The 15,374-nt window shown below is 62.8% G+C and carries 15 protein-coding genes and 1 pseudogene; 12 read left to right on the forward strand and 4 right to left on the reverse strand.

Annotated elements, in window-relative coordinates:
• Positions 1–44: 44 nt before the first annotated feature.
• Together Q390_RS0104565 and Q390_RS0104570 are read right to left on the reverse strand one after the other, a co-directional pair.
• On the reverse strand, positions 45–473 hold the full coding sequence (locus Q390_RS0104565) for a hypothetical protein (RefSeq protein ID WP_027995006.1): 429 nt from the start codon (positions 471–473) through the stop codon (positions 45–47).
• A gap of 135 nt (positions 474–608) precedes the next feature.
• Positions 609–1,097, reverse strand: a complete 489-nt coding sequence (locus Q390_RS0104570) for a hypothetical protein (RefSeq protein WP_027995007.1) — start codon at positions 1,095–1,097, stop codon at positions 609–611.
• Between the two features lie 600 nt (positions 1,098–1,697).
• Here Q390_RS0104570 and Q390_RS0104575 point away from each other — a divergent pair.
• The 4 genes from Q390_RS0104575 (at position 1,698) to Q390_RS0104590 (ending at position 6,812) form a co-directional block, all read left to right on the forward strand.
• Positions 1,698–2,405 carry a LuxR C-terminal-related transcriptional regulator gene (locus Q390_RS0104575; RefSeq protein WP_084153771.1) on the forward strand — a complete coding sequence of 236 codons (708 nt, stop codon included), beginning with the start codon at positions 1,698–1,700 and terminating at the stop codon, positions 2,403–2,405.
• A gap of 30 nt (positions 2,406–2,435) precedes the next feature.
• The gene (locus Q390_RS17520) at positions 2,436–3,320 is read left to right on the forward strand and encodes a sensor histidine kinase (RefSeq protein ID WP_051603030.1); all 885 of its coding nucleotides are present in this window, start codon (positions 2,436–2,438) and stop codon (positions 3,318–3,320) included.
• A gap of 196 nt (positions 3,321–3,516) precedes the next feature.
• Entirely contained in the window at positions 3,517–5,898 is a 2,382-nt protein-coding gene (locus Q390_RS0104585) for a Tex family protein (protein ID WP_027995009.1), read from the forward strand.
• Positions 5,899–5,987: 89 nt separating this feature from the next.
• Positions 5,988–6,812 (forward strand): HDOD domain-containing protein, encoded by an 825-nt coding sequence (locus tag Q390_RS0104590; protein ID WP_027995010.1) that lies wholly within the window; start codon positions 5,988–5,990, stop codon positions 6,810–6,812.
• Between the two features lie 16 nt (positions 6,813–6,828).
• Here Q390_RS0104590 and Q390_RS0104595 read toward each other — a convergent pair whose 3' ends face one another.
• On the reverse strand, positions 6,829–7,965 hold the full coding sequence (locus tag Q390_RS0104595) for an iron-containing alcohol dehydrogenase (RefSeq protein WP_027995011.1): 1,137 nt from the start codon (positions 7,963–7,965) through the stop codon (positions 6,829–6,831).
• A 213-nt stretch (positions 7,966–8,178) separates the two neighbouring features.
• Between Q390_RS0104595 and Q390_RS0104600 the strand changes: the two genes are divergently transcribed.
• Entirely contained in the window at positions 8,179–9,180 is a 1,002-nt protein-coding gene (locus Q390_RS0104600) for an alpha/beta hydrolase (RefSeq protein ID WP_051603031.1), read from the forward strand.
• A 32-nt stretch (positions 9,181–9,212) separates the two neighbouring features.
• A pseudogene (locus Q390_RS17525) lies at positions 9,213–9,659 on the forward strand (GNAT family N-acetyltransferase); the annotation flags it as partial.
• Positions 9,660–9,742: 83 nt separating this feature from the next.
• Here Q390_RS17525 and ygfZ read toward each other — a convergent pair.
• On the reverse strand, positions 9,743–10,660 hold the full coding sequence (ygfZ, locus tag Q390_RS0104610) for a CAF17-like 4Fe-4S cluster assembly/insertion protein YgfZ (RefSeq protein ID WP_027995013.1): 918 nt from the start codon (positions 10,658–10,660) through the stop codon (positions 9,743–9,745).
• A gap of 9 nt (positions 10,661–10,669) precedes the next feature.
• Between ygfZ and mltG the strand changes: the two genes are divergently transcribed.
• From mltG to Q390_RS0104640, 6 genes are all read left to right on the forward strand, one after another.
• On the forward strand, positions 10,670–11,689 hold the full coding sequence (mltG, locus tag Q390_RS0104615) for an endolytic transglycosylase MltG (protein WP_051603032.1): 1,020 nt from the start codon (positions 10,670–10,672) through the stop codon (positions 11,687–11,689).
• Positions 11,690–11,715: 26 nt separating this feature from the next.
• Entirely contained in the window at positions 11,716–12,381 is a 666-nt protein-coding gene (gene tmk / locus Q390_RS0104620; RefSeq protein ID WP_027995015.1) for a dTMP kinase, read from the forward strand.
• Positions 12,378–13,379 carry a DNA polymerase gene (locus tag Q390_RS0104625; protein ID WP_027995016.1) on the forward strand — a complete coding sequence of 334 codons (1,002 nt, stop codon included), beginning with the start codon at positions 12,378–12,380 and terminating at the stop codon, positions 13,377–13,379. The genes tmk and Q390_RS0104625 overlap by 4 nt, the downstream gene beginning before the upstream one ends.
• A gap of 49 nt (positions 13,380–13,428) precedes the next feature.
• The gene (locus Q390_RS0104630) at positions 13,429–13,788 is read left to right on the forward strand and encodes a PilZ domain-containing protein (protein ID WP_027995017.1); all 360 of its coding nucleotides are present in this window, start codon (positions 13,429–13,431) and stop codon (positions 13,786–13,788) included.
• 73 nt (positions 13,789–13,861) lie between these two features.
• A complete protein-coding gene (locus tag Q390_RS0104635) occupies positions 13,862–14,668 on the forward strand; it encodes a TatD family hydrolase (RefSeq protein ID WP_027995018.1) in 807 nt (268 codons plus the stop codon).
• Between the two features lie 5 nt (positions 14,669–14,673).
• Positions 14,674–15,372, forward strand: a complete 699-nt coding sequence (locus Q390_RS0104640) for an ankyrin repeat domain-containing protein (protein ID WP_051603033.1) — start codon at positions 14,674–14,676, stop codon at positions 15,370–15,372.
• The last annotated feature ends 2 nt before the right edge of the window (positions 15,373–15,374 follow it).

The raw sequence follows: 15,374 nt of genomic DNA on the forward strand, positions 1-15,374 counted from the left end.
CTCCCTCTACCTGCTGTGCAGGCGCTTTTTTATTGGATGTCGATTTATTTACAGATGTTCACCAGATCGCCGCGCAGTACCACCACCTGCGGCGCCTGGTTGGGGCCATAGCGGGCCGTGCTGGTGCTGCTGCCCGACAGCGTGTTGCTGCCCACTTCCTGGACACAGGTTTTTTGCATGCCTTGGGCATTGGCAGTGGTCACCACGTCGTTGTTGGTGAGGATGCCGGCAGTGTCTGCCGAGTAGGCCTTGGCTTCGTAGCGGGCAATACGCGCCCGCAGCCAAGAAGGCGTGCCGCCGTTGGAATCGAGGTTGCCCGAAGCTTGGGGCGGGGCCGTAGGCATCATCTGGATGATGAGTTTTTTACCCAAAACGACCGGGTCTTCGCCGGGTGCCTGCGCCCAGACCAAGGTGGTGGCGCACCAGGCCACGAAGGTGGCCGCCATCCATTGCGACAGGGTAGGTAGGGTCATGGGGCACCTTTATGAATTAAGGGGAGAGGCGGCCCCGCCCTGTCTAGGGAGCAAAGTCCGCCTTCCTGCAATACACCGGCAGTGGCTCACTGGCCGGAGGTGGTGCAGAGGTTTCTGCACTAGGGGGACATTTAATTAATTGCCCCAACCGCCACCGCCATGGTTGGCAGGCAAGCAGCTGACGCAGGCGTTGTTGCTGGCGACGTTTTGTACCGCTTTGCTGTTGGTACCGCTTGCAAGGTTGCTGAGCGTGGAGTAATTCAAGGTAGTCGTTTGCGTGGAATTGCCTGCGATGGTCACGTCGCCCAGGTTGGACGACACGTTCTGGCTGGCATAGGCGTCAGTGGCCGAGGCCTCATTGGTCACCGATGAGCCCCAGTTGGCAGTCATGGATTGCGTTGAGTTACCACCGATGGTCACATCGCCGGCATTGCTGGCCAGGTTTTGAATCGCTTGGCTGTCAGTACCGGTTGATTTGTTGCTGGCATTTGCCGAACTCATCGATACAGTCTGGGTCGAGTTACCTGTGATCTTGATTTCTGGATTGGAGCTAGTGGGTGTAGAGGTGGCCGCCATGGCGGCGGAAGCGATAACACTCAGGGCGATGAAAGCAAGGGATTTCATGATTGTTCCTACAAGATGTGGATTCAACACTGGCAGCCTTTGCAGTGGATCTGCGGGGGCAGCCGACCTTGACAGGACGTTGAGTGAAACCGCTGTGCCGAAATTTCGGTCAAGGCCCGTTGGCGTTCTGTCTGTGGTCAGTTTCTGCCCGTTGTCGTGCGGTGCACATACCTAATTTACGCGGCCTTCATCGTGTGAGTTCCCCGCCCTTGCAGGCACGTTGCTCTATAGGGAAAAAGTGTCTCGGCGCCGTGGAAAGAGCGGGCAAAACATCCATAAAGAGTAGGTAGTTTTATTGCGTAAGTAGAGCAACGTTTGCAAATACCGAGCGAATAGACAGGGGGTTGGCTGTTGTTTTTCATGTTTGGCCTGCAAGATGGCGCTTGCAGGCCACTATGAATGCACCGCTTCCTTGGTGCGCAGGCTATAGATCATCCATAACGGCAAGCTCGGTCCGCTGGCTTATTTGCCGCAGGTTTACCGAAACTCGCGTATGTCCACATCACTGGAGGTTTTATGGTCATTAATGAAATCGCAGAGATCGTGACAGAGCTCCCTGGGGCCGTACAAGCGCAGGTAGCCAGACAAGTCCATTTCAGTATGTATTCCCCACCGCCCTCGGTGTGGCCTGACTATCTGACAGGGCAGGTGGAGCGTCCGGTGCGCGTTTTGCTGGTGGACGACGATGGCCATATCCGTAGAGTGGTTGCGCAAGACCTGATGGCTGACCCGCGCCTCTTGCTGGTGGCCCAGGCCGCCAGCGTGCGCGAGGGCCGTAAAGCCATCAAACAGCACGAGTTTGACGTGATGTTGGTGGACTTGAACCTGGGGGATGGAGAGGGCCTGGAGCTACTGGACTACATGAAAACCGTGCGCCCCTCGGCCGAGGCCGTGGTGGTTTCCATCATGGAAAACGACGAAAAAGTGTTGCGCGCCTTCGAGCTCGGTGCGGTGGGCTTCTGGGTCAAAAACTCCTGGTTTGGCAACTATGCGCAAGCTGTGCTGCAGGTGGCCAACGGGGGCGCGTCCATTACGCCTCTATTGGCCAGGCGTCTTTTGCAGCGCTTTGACCAGGCCCCTGACCGTGTCTCCCAACGCAGTCAACCCGAGGGGGTTGACCGCCTTTCTGCGCGTGAGAAAGAGGTCCTGCGCATGGTGGCCAACGGTTACACCAGCACTGAAATTGGCACGCGCCTGCTGATCAGCACCATGACGGTCAACACCCACGTCAGAAATATTTACCGCAAACTGCAGGTGCGCACCCGTGCTCAGGCGGTACGCTTGGCATCACTTCGAGGTCTTTTTTAACGCCGTTCAATGATTTGTTGCGCATTCTTCATGTTTCGCACACGTCCCCCCCGTTTTGCGCTGGCTAGCTTGGCCATCTGGAGTGCGCTGTGCTTGGTCAGCGTGGCCAATGTGTGGCGCTGCTGGGTCTACAACATCCCCGGTTTGCAGTACTGGGCGATGGCCGAGATAGTGCTGATCGCCATTTTGGGCGTGCTCTTGTGGATGCACCTGCCCCGGGCCTTGCAGTGGCATATGCGCAACAGTGTGCGTCCCAGCGCTGAACTGCAGGCCGAACGCCAGCGTATTGCACGCGATTTACACGACCACGTCGGCTCCCAGTTGGTCGGCGCCATGGCCTTGCTCGACTCGGCCGTGCCGGCCCAGGCGCAGGCGCTGCGGGCGCTGGAGCAGTGCCTGTTCGATGTGCGATGGGTAGTCGATTCCATGGACAGCACCGGGGAGTTGCTGACCGAGCGCCTGGCACGGTTGCGCCATCGACTGCAACCGGTGCTGGAGCGGCGCGGCATTCAGATGGCCTGGAGCGTGGACTGCACGAGCGACGTCCGCCCGCCTGATGGGGAGCGCGCCGCACATCTGATGTGCATTGCGCAGGAGGTGTTGAGCAACGTAGTGCAGCACTCTGCTGCCACGCAGGTTGAAGTGCGCATGGCGCATGTGCCCCACGAGGACGCCTGGTATCTGGAAATCAGCGACAACGGTATCGGTTTGTCCAGTGCAGGCACGCACGTTGCCAGCGGCCAGGGATTGGTGGGTATGCACAAGCGCGCACAGATGGCCGGGGGGCATTTACACCTGCTGTGCCCGCCCCAGGGCGGAACATGTGTCCGCGTGGTGTTGCCCTGCACCCAAGAAACCGGCTTGACGCTTGGCAGCCCCTCGTTGAACACGCTTTTAGGGGCCTACAAGGCTTGATAATTTTGTGTAGTTTTAGTCTCAAATAGACGCTAGCGCTTTCCGATAAAACTCCAGCAGCTATCAAAAAAATAGTTTTTTGCGCTGCTGACGGTAGCGCAGCACAGGTCGCTGTGGACGGTGCCTGTGGCAAACTGGCCCGCTTTTCTCAGACCCTTCCCACCCCTCAGACTCGCCTTCGTGGGGCAGAACCGCCATGCAAAAAATCATTGGGCAAATTGCCGCAGAAATCCGTGTCACCCCCGCGCAAGTGCAAGCTGCTGTGGACCTGCTCGACAGCGGCGCCACGGTGCCGTTCATTGCGCGCTACCGCAAAGAGGCCACCAACGGCTTGGACGACATCCAGCTGCGTGAGTTGGAAGCGCGCCTGTCCTATCTGCGCGAACTGCAGGAGCGGCGCATCACCATCCTCAAAGCCATTGACGAGCAGGGCAAGCTGACCGACGCGCTGCGCAGCGCGATTGCCGCCGCGCCGACCAAGCAAGAGCTGGAAGACATCTACCTGCCGTTCAAACAAAAGCGCCGCACCAAAGGCCAAATGGCGCGCGAAGCCGGCATCGAGCCGCTGGCGGACAAGTTGTTTGCTGACCCGACGCTCGACCCCGCCTTGGAGGCCGCCGCCTTCACCCGCCCACCCGAAGTGCTGGACGACGGCAAGATTGGCGCAGATTTTTCGACCGTGCCCGCCGTGCTGGACGGCGTGCGCGACATCCTGTCCGAGCGCTGGGCCGAAGATGCCGCGCTGGTGCAACACCTGCGTGAATGGCTGTGGGCCGAGGGCTTGCTGCGCAGCAAAAAGGTCGATGGCAAAAACGAGAACGACCCGGAAGTGTCGAAATTCCGCGACTACTTTGACTACGACGAGCCGATGGGGCGCATCCCGTCCCACCGCGCGCTGGCGGTGTTTCGCGGCCGGGCGCTGGAGATGCTGGATGCCAAACTAGTGCTGCCGATCGAACCTGAGCCGGGCAAACCCAGCCTCGCCGAGGCCAAAATTGCCCAGCACTTGCGCTGGAGCTACCAAGGCCGCGCCGCCGACGACCTGCTGCGCAAATGCGTCGCCTGGACGTGGCGCGTCAAGCTGAGCCTGTCCACCGAGCGCGACCTGTTTTCGCGCCTGCGCGAAGACGCGGAAAAAGTCGCCATCAAAGTCTTTGCTGACAACCTGCGTGACCTGTTGCTGGCCGCCCCGGCTGGCCCGCGTGTGGTGATGGGGCTGGACCCGGGCATCCGCACCGGCGTCAAAGTGGCGGTGGTCGATGCCACCGGAAAGCTGGTCGACACCGCCACGGTGTTTCCGCATGAGCCGCGCAAAGACTGGGACGGCGCGTTGCACACCTTGGCGCAACTGAGCCAAAAACACGGCGTGCAACTGCTGGCGATTGGCAACGGCACCGCCAGCCGCGAAACCGACAAACTGGCCGGCGAACTCATCAAATTAATGGCTAAAATGGCTGTAGCCCAAGCAGGACAAGCGCCAGCAGCTATCGAAAAGATAGTTGTCAGCGAAGCCGGTGCCTCGGTCTATTCGGCCAGCGAATACGCCAGCCAAGAAATGCCCGACGTCGATGTCAGCCTGCGCGGCGCCGCCAGCATTGCCCGCCGCCTGCAAGACCCGCTGGCCGAGCTGGTCAAAATTGACCCGAAAAGCATCGGCGTCGGCCAGTACCAGCACGACGTGAACCAGAGCGAACTGGCGCGCACGCTGGGCACCGTGGTCGAGGATTGCGTCAACGCCGTCGGCGTGGACTTGAACACCGCCAGCGCGCCGCTGCTGTCGCGGGTTTCTGGCCTGTCTGGCAGCGTCGCCAAAGCGGTGGTGCGCTGGCGCGAGGCCAACGGCGCCTTTAAAACCCGCAAACAGTTGATGGAAGTGGCCGGCTTGGGTGCCAAAACCTTTGAGCAAAGCGCCGGCTTCTTGCGCATTCGCGGTGGCGAAAATCCGCTCGATATGACCGGCGTGCACCCAGAAACCTACCCGGTGGTCGAAAAAATCATGCAAACCACCGGCCGTCCGGTGGCAGAGTTGATGGGGCGCGCCGATATGCTGAAAACGCTCAAGCCCGAGCTGTTGGCGAATGAGAAATTTGGCGTCATCACCGTCAAAGACATCCTGACCGAGTTAGAAAAGCCGGGCCGCGACCCGCGCCCCGACTTCAAAGTGGCGCGCTTTAACGACGGCGTCGAAGACATCAAAGACCTGAAAGAAGGCATGACGCTGGAGGGCACGGTCAGCAACGTGGCGCAGTTTGGTGCGTTCATTGACTTGGGGGTGCACCAAGACGGCTTGGTACACGTCAGCCAGCTGGCGCACAAATTTGTCAGCGACGCGCGCGAGGTGGTCAAGACCGGCGACATCGTCAAGGTGCAGGTGCTGGAAGTGGACGTGCTGCGCAAGCGCATCAGCCTGACGATGAAGCTGGGCAGCGCGCCGCAGTCGCGCGACAGCCAAGGCGCAGGGCCGAATCGCTTTGAAGGCGCTGGCCGCCAGCCGCCGCGCCGCACGGGCAACAGTAATGAACCAGCGCCGCAGTCCAGTATGGCGGCGGCGTTTTCCAAGTTGCAGACCAAGCGTTAGCCGGCGGCTGGGCTTGGCCCTGCACGCCGATCATGGCCCGCCGCCGATGGCGGTTTACTTTGCCGACCTATTGCACCCCCCCGATTGCTATGGAACTGAATGCCTTGCTGGCTTTGCCGGCCGTCTTGCCCAGCCTGCCACGTGTTGTGGCGCTGTTGATCGCCGAGCTGGCACGCGACGAACCCAATTTGCGCCGTGTCAATCAGCTGGTGGGTTCCGACCCGGCCTTGGCGGCGCGCGTGCTGGAGTGTGCCAATGGGGCTGAATTTGAGGCGCAGCAGTGTATTGCCGGCGTGCCCGAGGCGCTGGCGCTGCTGGGTACGCTGCAATTGCGTGAGCTGGTCGGCTCGGCCCCGCTGGGCACCACTTCACGCAGCGTGCCGGGCATGAATTTGCAGCATTTTTGGCGCTACAGCCTCAACACCGCCAAGCTGGCGCGGGCGCTGGCTGGCAGCGTGCACCAGAACCAGGTGGCGGCGTACACCGCTGGCCTGCTGCATGGACTGGGCGAACTGGTGATCCATCTGGCCGACCCGGAGCGGGCGCAATCGCTCAACACCCTGGTATCGCCGCTGGACATGCGCCGCAGCAAATTGGAGCAGCGCGTTTTTGGTTACTGCTATTGCCATGTCAGCGCCGCTCTGGCACAGCGTTGGCAATTGCCCCAGGTGGTGGTGGATGCGCTGAATTACCAGCACAGCCCGTTCGACAACAACGCTTATGAACCTCTGGCGGGCGTGCTGCATTTGGCGGCGTGGCGCGCGCGGGCACGGGAAGTGGGGCTGGACGACCGGGAAATGGCCGTCACCTTTCCCGACCAAGTCGGGCTGCCGCTGGGGCTGGACATCGACATGGTGTTGCAGCAAGACCCGATTGACTGGACGGTCCGGCCCGAGGCCGGCGCCTTTGTCTGAAGCCTGAAAAACGCCATTACATCGACGCTAGCAGCATGGCGCGGTAGTCGTCGGCGCTGGCCAGACGCGGGTTGGTGCCGTGGCAATGGTCGGCCAGGGCGTTTTGGATGATGGCGTCGAAATGCGCCTCTTGCACGCCCAATTCGGCCAGGCCGCTGGGCAGGCCCAGGCGCTCGCTCATGGCACGGAGGGCGTCGGGGATGTCGGCTGCACCGGGTAGGCTCATGGCGCGAGCCATGCGTTCTAGGCGCAAATCTTTTTGCACCGACGCGCAGTCGGTGTTGAAGCGCACCACGGCGGGTAAAAACAGCGCGTTGAGCGTGCCGTGGTGCAGGCGCGGGTTCTGACCACCCAGGCTGTGGCTCAGGCTGTGCACGCAGCCCAGCCCTTTTTGAAACGCCATGGCGCCTTGCATACTGGCGCTCATCATGTTCAGGCGCGCCTCGCGGTCGGCGCCGTGGTGGGTGGCGCGCTCAATGTGCGCCCAGCCGCGCTCCAGGCCATCCAGCGCAATGCCGTCCGCCGGTGGGTTGAAGGCGGCCGACATAAAGGTTTCTATGCAGTGCGCGATGGCATCCATGCCGGTGGCAGCGGTCAGCAGTGGCGGCAGGCCCAGCGTCAGCTCCGGGTCGCAAATGGCGCTTTTGGGCACCAAGTGCCAGGAATGAAAACCCAGCTTGCGGTGGTCATCGACGATGAGGATGGCGCCGCGTGCGACCTCGCTGCCGGTGCCGCTGGTGGTCGGCACGGCAATGATCGGCGCCACGCGCTCGGTGATGCGCTGCGAGCCGCCTTCGATGGTGGCGTAGTACGTTAGCGGCCCGGCGTGTGTCGCCGCAATGGCGACGCCTTTGGCGCAGTCGATGGCGCTGCCGCCGCCCACGGCAATGATGCCGTCGCAGCCTTGCGCTTGATACATCTGCGCAGCGGCGCGCACGGCGGCTTCGGTGGGGTTGGACGGCGTCTGGTCAAACACCGCAGACGCCATGCCGCCCAAGGCATCGAGCGCTTTTTGCAACACGCCAGCGGCTTTCACGCCGGGGTCGGTGACGATGAGCGGGCGCTGGATGCCGACGCGCGCGCATTCTTGCGGCAGCAACTGGACGGCGCCAAACGCGAACTGGACTTGGGTGACGTAATAGATAAGTGCCATGGCCTGATCCGGGGTGGGTGGATGGGACGGCTGCGAAGGTGCTGCGCGCCGCTTGCGATTAGGATCGCTGCAAATACTTTAAACCCCACAGCGCCTACCGCCAGCCGACAAACCCTGGTCTGTGCGGTGTTCGGCGTCGCCAGCGAGACCGGCGCTGCGCGCGTATGTGCCTGCCAACCGCCGGGCATGGCCCGAATTTCTTAATTGCTCACGATGCCTTCAAAAACAGCTGTCCCCTTGGCGCCCTCCTGGCACCTGCACCGCAACCGCCTGACGCCGCAAATGCACAGCGTGCTCGAACGTATGGCACGTGCCGGCCAGCCGCAACTGCATACCCTGACGCCGCCCCGGGCGCGTCTGGCCTATGAGGTCGGCGCAGGTGTACTGGAACTGCCCAAGGCGGAGCTGGCACGGGTCGAGGACTTCACCATTCCCACGCGCGACGGTCAGGCGCTGCCAGCCCGGCTGTACGCACCCAGTCTCCAGAGTAGCGAGCCCGGTTTGCCGCTGCTGCTGTACCTGCACGGCGGTGGCTTCACCATTGGCAGTATTGCCACGCACGATGTGCTGTGCCGCGAACTGGCGCGTCTGGCTGGCTGCGTGGTGGTGTCGCTGGCGTACCGGCTGGCGCCGGAGCACCGCTTTCCTATCGCGTCCAACGATGCCTGGGATGCCCTGCAGTGGCTGGCGGCGCAGGCGGCCACTTTGGGTGCCGATGCGAGTCGCCTGGCCGTCGGCGGCGACAGTGCCGGGGGTACGCTGGCGGCGGTGTGTGCCATTCAGGCACGCGATGCCGGCCTGCTGCTGGCCCTGCAACTGCTGTTTTATCCCGGCTGCGCGGCGCACCAGGACACGCCTTCGCACGCCACGTATGCCCACGGGCTGGTGCTGGACGCACTGGCCATTCGCTGGTTTTTTGACCACTACGTGCACAGCCGCGCCGAGCGCGAGGATTGGCGTTTTGCCCCCTTGATGGCGCCCGATGTCGATGGTGTCGCCCCGGCGTGGTTTGGCCTTGCCGAGTGCGATCCGCTGGTGGACGAAGGCATTGAGTACGCCGACAAGCTGCGCGCGGCCGGTGTCGCCGTCGATCTGGAGATTTACCGCGGCGTGACGCACGAATTCATCAAGATGGGCCGCGCCATTCCTGAGGCCCGCCAGGCCCACGCTGATGCGGCGCGCGCTTTGCGCCAGGCATTTGGCCTGCAGCACTGAAAGTGGATGCCATGAAAGATCGATTGAAGGTTGAAGCTGGGGGAGCCTTGGCCGAGGTACGGACCGGCCGCTGGAGCGCGTTGCGCCAAGACGCCACTCCGCTGCGTACCGCTGTGTTTGTCCAAGAGCAGGGCATTGCGCCCGAATTGGAGTTGGACGCGCTGGACGCGACGGCCATCCACGCTGTGCTCTACAACCGCCTTGGGATGCCGATTGCCACCGGGCGGCTGCTGCAACCCGCGCCCGGCGTGGGACGCATTGGCCGCATGGCGGTGGATCGCGCCTTGCGCGGTGCCGGCTGGGGGCGCCAGTTGCTCGATACGCTGGTGCAAGCCGCCCGGGACCGGGGCGATACCGAGGTGCAACTGCACGCCCAGTGCAGTGCCCAGGGCTTTTATGCCGCCGCTGGTTTTGCTGTGCGCGGCGTGGCGTATGAAGAAGCCGGCATCCCGCACATCACCATGGTGATGGTGTTGTAGCCGGTTTGAATGCGGGATGAATTCCTGTTTTGCTAGCTGCTAGCGCTTTCACCATAAGGGTTTGCGCCATATTTGATGATTTTTTACAGATCTTCCAGCAGGACGTAGGGTAGGGGGCCCAGCGTCAGTGCCGGGCCATCACCAGCGCCCACGTGCAGGGCACCGGCTTCAGCGGCGCTGATTTGTAGCGCCACCAGCGCATCCCAGCCGCCAGCGGGGGCGGCAGCGGCCTGTAGCACGGTGCCACAGGGCTGCTCCAGGTCGTCTGGCGCAAATACCGATGTGCCCACTTCCAGTGCCAGCGGCGCGTGCGCCAGATAAGTGCGCCGCTTGATGGCACCGCGAAACTGGCTGCGCGCCACGACTTCTTGGCCGGGGTAGCAGCCTTTTTTGAAGCTGACACCACCGACCGACTCGTAGTTCAGCATTTGCGGCACGAAGGCATCGACCAGGGGTGCGCTCAAGGTGGCAACGCCGCTGTGCACTTCGCCCCAGGCCCACAGCGCCGGGTCCAACGCGGGGCCAACGGGGGCGGCCTGCGTGGCTGGTGCCACCCATAAAGCGCGCGGCTGGCCGCAGGCGCTGGGCAGGTGTACCAGGCTTGCAGCATAAAAATCGGCTTTTACCCAAGCAGGCTGTGCGCTGTCAGCTATTGAAAGCAGAGTATTGCCAGCAATGCCGTAGAGCGCAAATTCGTCGCTGGCGTCGCTCAGTTTGGCTTTGGCACGCATGACAAACATCGACAGGCGCTTGAGCGTCGGCGCCAGCAGGTCGCGGCTGCAGATCAGCAAAATTTCGGTGGGGCTGCGCTTGAAGCCGATGAAGCTGGCTTGCATCCGGCCTTTGGCCGACAAAAACGCTGCCAAGCGCGCTTCCTGCAGGCCCAGTAAAACAAAGTCTTGTGTCAACTGGCCATGCAGAAATTTGGCTGCATCGTCACCCTCGGCGCGGATCACGCCAAGGTGGAGCAGGGGGGTAATGCCGTCAAGATTCGAAGTCATGGCTGAATTATGATGCCCGCTCCCTCTCTTACAGGTTGCAAGGTTGTGCTGCGTTTGTTGTCTTGGTTATTGTTTTTGGCTTTGGCGCTGGGGGGCGCGGCCGTGTGGTGGGTATACACCCCGATGCCCGTGGGCAATGCGGCGCTGGAGCTGGAAATTGAACCCGGCACCTCGCCCCGGGGCGTGGCACGCAACGTCGAGGCCGCCGGCGTGCGCGTTGACGCGCGGCTGCTGTATGCGTGGTTCCGGGTCTCGGGGCTGGATCGGCGCATGAAGGCGGGAAACTATGAAATCCCCCCCGGTACCACGCCCTACAGCCTGCTGCAAAAACTGGCGCGTGGTGAAGAAAGCCTGCAGGCGCTGACGCTGGTCGAGGGTTGGAATTTTCGCCAGGTGCGTGCGGCGCTGGCGCGTGAGAACGGCATCAAACACGACAGCGCAGCCCTGTCCGATGTTGATCTGATGGTGCGTCTGGCGCGCCCCGGCGTGGTGCCTGAGGGGCGGTTTTTCCCTGATACCTACACCTACGCCAAAGGCAGCAGTGATTTGGCCGTACTGCGCCGCGCCCTGCACGCCATGGACCGGCGCTTGGAGGCCGCGTGGAGCCAGCGCGCCAGCGATACACCGCTCAAAAGCGCGGACGACGCCTTGATTCTGGCCAGCATTGTCGAGAAAGAAACGGGTCGCCCCAGCGACCGCGCACAGATCGCCGGCGTGTTCAGCAACCGTCTGCGCGTTGGCATGTCGTTGCAGACCGACCCGACGGTGATCTACGGCCTGGGCGAAAAATTTGATGGCAATCTGCGCAAGCGCGACTTGCAGGCCGACACGCCCTGGAACACCTACACCCGCTCTGGCCTGCCGCCCACGCCGATTGCCATGCCCGGCAAGGCGGCACTGCTGGCCGCCGTGCAGCCCGCCGCGACCCGTGCGTTGTATTTCGTTGCCAAGGGCGATGGCACCAGCCATTTCAGCGAGTCGCTGGGCGAGCACAACCGCGCCGTCAACCGCTACCAGCGTGGTCAATGAATCCCGTGTTGCAGAAAGATCCAACCATGGCGCCGACCGGCTTGTTCATCAGCTTTGAGGGCATCGACGGTGCCGGCAAATCCTCTCACATCGAGGGCCTGGCCGACGCCTTTCGCGCCCAGAGTCGCAGCGTGGTGTGCACGCGCGAGCCCGGCGGCACGCCGCTGGCCGAAAAGCTGCGCGAACTGCTGCTGCACGACGCTATGGACGCGCTCACCGAGTCGTTGCTGGTGTTTGCTGCGCGGCGCGACCACCTGTGCCAAGTGATCGTTCCGGCGCTGGCGCGTGGCGACGTGGTGCTGTGCGACCGCTTTACCGACGCCACCTTTGCCTACCAGGGCGCGGGGCGCGGCTTTGATCTGCAGGCGCTATCGATACTGGAGCGTATGGCGCAGACAGGCATTGGGCTAGAGGCCAATTTGATGCATGAACCGCAGCTGACGCTGTGGTTTGATTTGGCGCCCGACGTGGCCGCCCAGCGCCTGGCGGGTGCGCGCGTGCCCGACCGTTTTGAGGCGCAGCCGGCCGAATTTTTCCGCCGTGTGGCGCAAGGCTATGCCGACCGCGCCGCTGCTGCGCCGCAGCGCTTTGCCCGCATCGACGCGGCGCAAGAGCGCGTGGCGGTGTGGCAGCAAATCATGGACGTGTTCGTTCAGCGCGGCTGGCTGGCCGTGCAAGGCACCGCACTGTGACCCGTCCGGTGCTGGCCTCCTGGATTGCCGCGCAGCGCAGCCGCTTGCTGGCGCAGCAGGGACACGCCTGGTTGTTGCAGGGGCCGTCGGGCCTGGGGCAGTTTCAGCTGGCGCTGGAGTTGGTGCGCGCCTGGCTGTGCGAGGCGCCAATCGAGCAGGGCGCGTGCGGCGTCTGCGGCAGTTGCCACGCTATCGATGTGCGCACCCATGCCGATCTGTGCGTGTTGATGCCCGAGGTGCAAATGCTGGCGCGCGGCTGGCCGCTGCCAGAAAAGGCGCAGGCCGATCTTGACGATAAAAAGCGCAAACCCAGCCGCGAAATTCGCGTCGATGCCATGCGCCAAGCGGTGGAATTTACCCAGCGCACCAGTGCGCGTGGCCGGGGCAAGGCGGTGCTGGTGTACCCAGCCGAGCAGATGAACGTAGTCACGGCCAATGCGCTGCTGAAAACCCTGGAAGAGCCTCCCGGGGAGGTGCGCTTTGTGCTGGCCAGCGAGGCCGCGCACCAGTTGCTGCCGACCATTCGCAGCCGCTGCCTGGGCCATACCATGGCCTGGCCAGCGCAGGCCGATATGCTGCACTGGCTGACCGCACAGGGCCTGCCAGTCGATGTAGCCGAGGTGTTTTTGCGCATCAGCGGTGGTCGGCCGGACGATGCGCTGGCGCTGTTCCAATCGGGCTGCAACCCGCAGAGCTGGGCGCAATTGCCCCAGGCGATGCTGCGCGGCGATGCCAGTGCGCTGACCGACTGGACGCCGCCGCAGGCCATCGAAGCGCTGCAAAAGCTCTGCCACGACTTGCTGGCGCTGTGCGTGGGTGCGGTGCCGCGTTATTTTGCGCTGGCTGATTTGCCCGATGTCCCGGCCATCGGCCCGCTGACGCGCTGGTCGCGTGCGCTGAGCACCGCTGCACGCACCGCTGAGCACCCTTTCAACCCCGGCCTGATGCTGGAGGCCTTGGCTGCCCAAGCGCGCAACGCCCTACACTCGCGCCAGTAATCTGCTAATAGCCCGCCATTTCAACGCCGTTTTACCCGCCCCCCCACTTATGAGCAGCCCTTCGACCGCCCCCCGCCCCAGCGTCATGCAGCTGGCCATCAAAGAGAAAGCTGGTTTGTATGCTGCCTACATTCCCTTTTTTATCGAAGGCGGCATTTTTGTGCCAACCCCCCGGGAATACAAATTGGGAGACGATGTGTATGTGCTGCTCACTTTGCCTGACGATACGCAGCGCTATCCGGTCGCTGGCCGGGTGGCTTGGGTAACGCCAGCACGCGCCGGTGGCAACCGCGTCCAGGGGGTGGGCATCCAGTTCCCCAAAGATGACAAGTCGCGCCAGTTGAAACTCAAAATTGAAGAAATTTTGGGGACAGCGCTGGGATCGGACAAGCCGACGCAAACCATTTGATTTTTTGCGTTGTGCCGTGCCGACCCGCTGCGTGCCGGTCGGCATTGTTTTTTATTTTTGTTGTTGGAGGTCCATGTTTACCGATTCGCATTGCCACCTCAATTTTCCGGAACTGGCTGAGCAGTTGCCTGCCATCCGCCAGGCCATGGCAGCGGCGCAGGTGGGTCGGGCGCTGTGCATTTGCACTACGCTGGAAGAGTTTGACGGCGTCCATGCGCTGGCATTGGCGCATGACAACTTTTGGTGCTCGGTCGGTGTGCATCCCGACAACGAGGGCATTGCCGAGCCGTCGGTGCAAGATCTTTTGGATCGCGCCGCGCTGGCGCGTGTGGTGGCGATTGGTGAAACCGGCCTCGATTACTACGGCATGGAAGACCGCAAAGGCGGGCGCAGCATTGCCGATCTGGAGTGGCAGCGCGAGCGCTTTCGCACCCATATCCGCGCCGCGCGCGCCTGCGCCAAGCCGTTGGTGGTGCACACACGCAGCGCCGCTGACGACACGCTGGCCATCTTGCGCGAGGAGGGGGAGGATGGCACCCGCAATCGCGCCGGCGGCGTCTTCCATTGCTTCACCGAGTCGGCCGAGGTGGCGCGGGCGGCGCTGGATCTGGGTTACTACATCTCGTTTTCCGGCATCATCACCTTCAAGAGTGCGCAGGCGCTGCGCGACGTAGTGGCTTTTGTGCCGATGGATCGCTTGCTGATTGAAACCGATAGCCCGTATCTGGCGCCGGTGCCGTATCGCGGCAAGACCAATAACCCGTCTTATGTGCCGTGGGTGGCGCAGCAGGTGGCCAGCGTGCGTGGTATGGCGCTGGAAGACGTGGCGCAGGCCACCAGCCGCAATTTTGACGCTTTGTTTACAGGGGTTTTGGCATGACAGGAATGGTGGGTAGGGCTGAGAGGGCTGAGAGAGGGGTGGGCCGACGTGCAGTGCTGGGGCTGGCGTTGCTAGGGGGCGCCCTGGGCGCACGGGCGGGGTCGCATGAGGATTTTTTCACTGCTATTCAGCGCGATAACGGCGCTGCCATTACGGCGTTACTGGGCCGGGGTTTTGACCCCAATACGCGTAATTTGCAGGGCCAGGTGGGTTTGACCTTGGCATTGAAGCTAGACGCGCTGCGTGCCGTCCAGGCGCTGCTGAAAGCACCCCAGCTCCAGGTGAGTGCACTCAATGCGAACGATGAGAGCGCCCTCATGTTGGCCGCCATCAAGGGCCATAACGAGGTGGTGCAGGCGCTGATTGCGCGCGACGCCGACGTCAATAAAACCGGCTGGACGCCGCTGCACTATGCGGCTTCCGGGGTGCAGCCGCAACAAGTTGCCATTGTGGCGCTGCTGCTGGAGCACTATGCCTATATTGATGCCGCCTCGCCCAATGGCACCACGCCGCTGATGATGGCGGCGCAGTACGGTACGCGCGAAGTGGCGCAATTGCTGCTCGACGAGGGCGCAGATCCTGCACTGAAAAATCAGCTGGGCCTGAGTGCTGCCGACTTCGCCTTGCGTGCCGAGCGCTCGGATGTGGCCCAAGCCATTGCGGCGGCGGTGCGCCAGCGCCAACCCGATCGAGGCAAGTGGTAGGT

The sequence above is a fragment of the Simplicispira psychrophila DSM 11588 genome, from assembly GCF_000688255.1.
GTDB lineage: Bacteria > Pseudomonadota > Gammaproteobacteria > Burkholderiales > Burkholderiaceae_C > Simplicispira > Simplicispira psychrophila.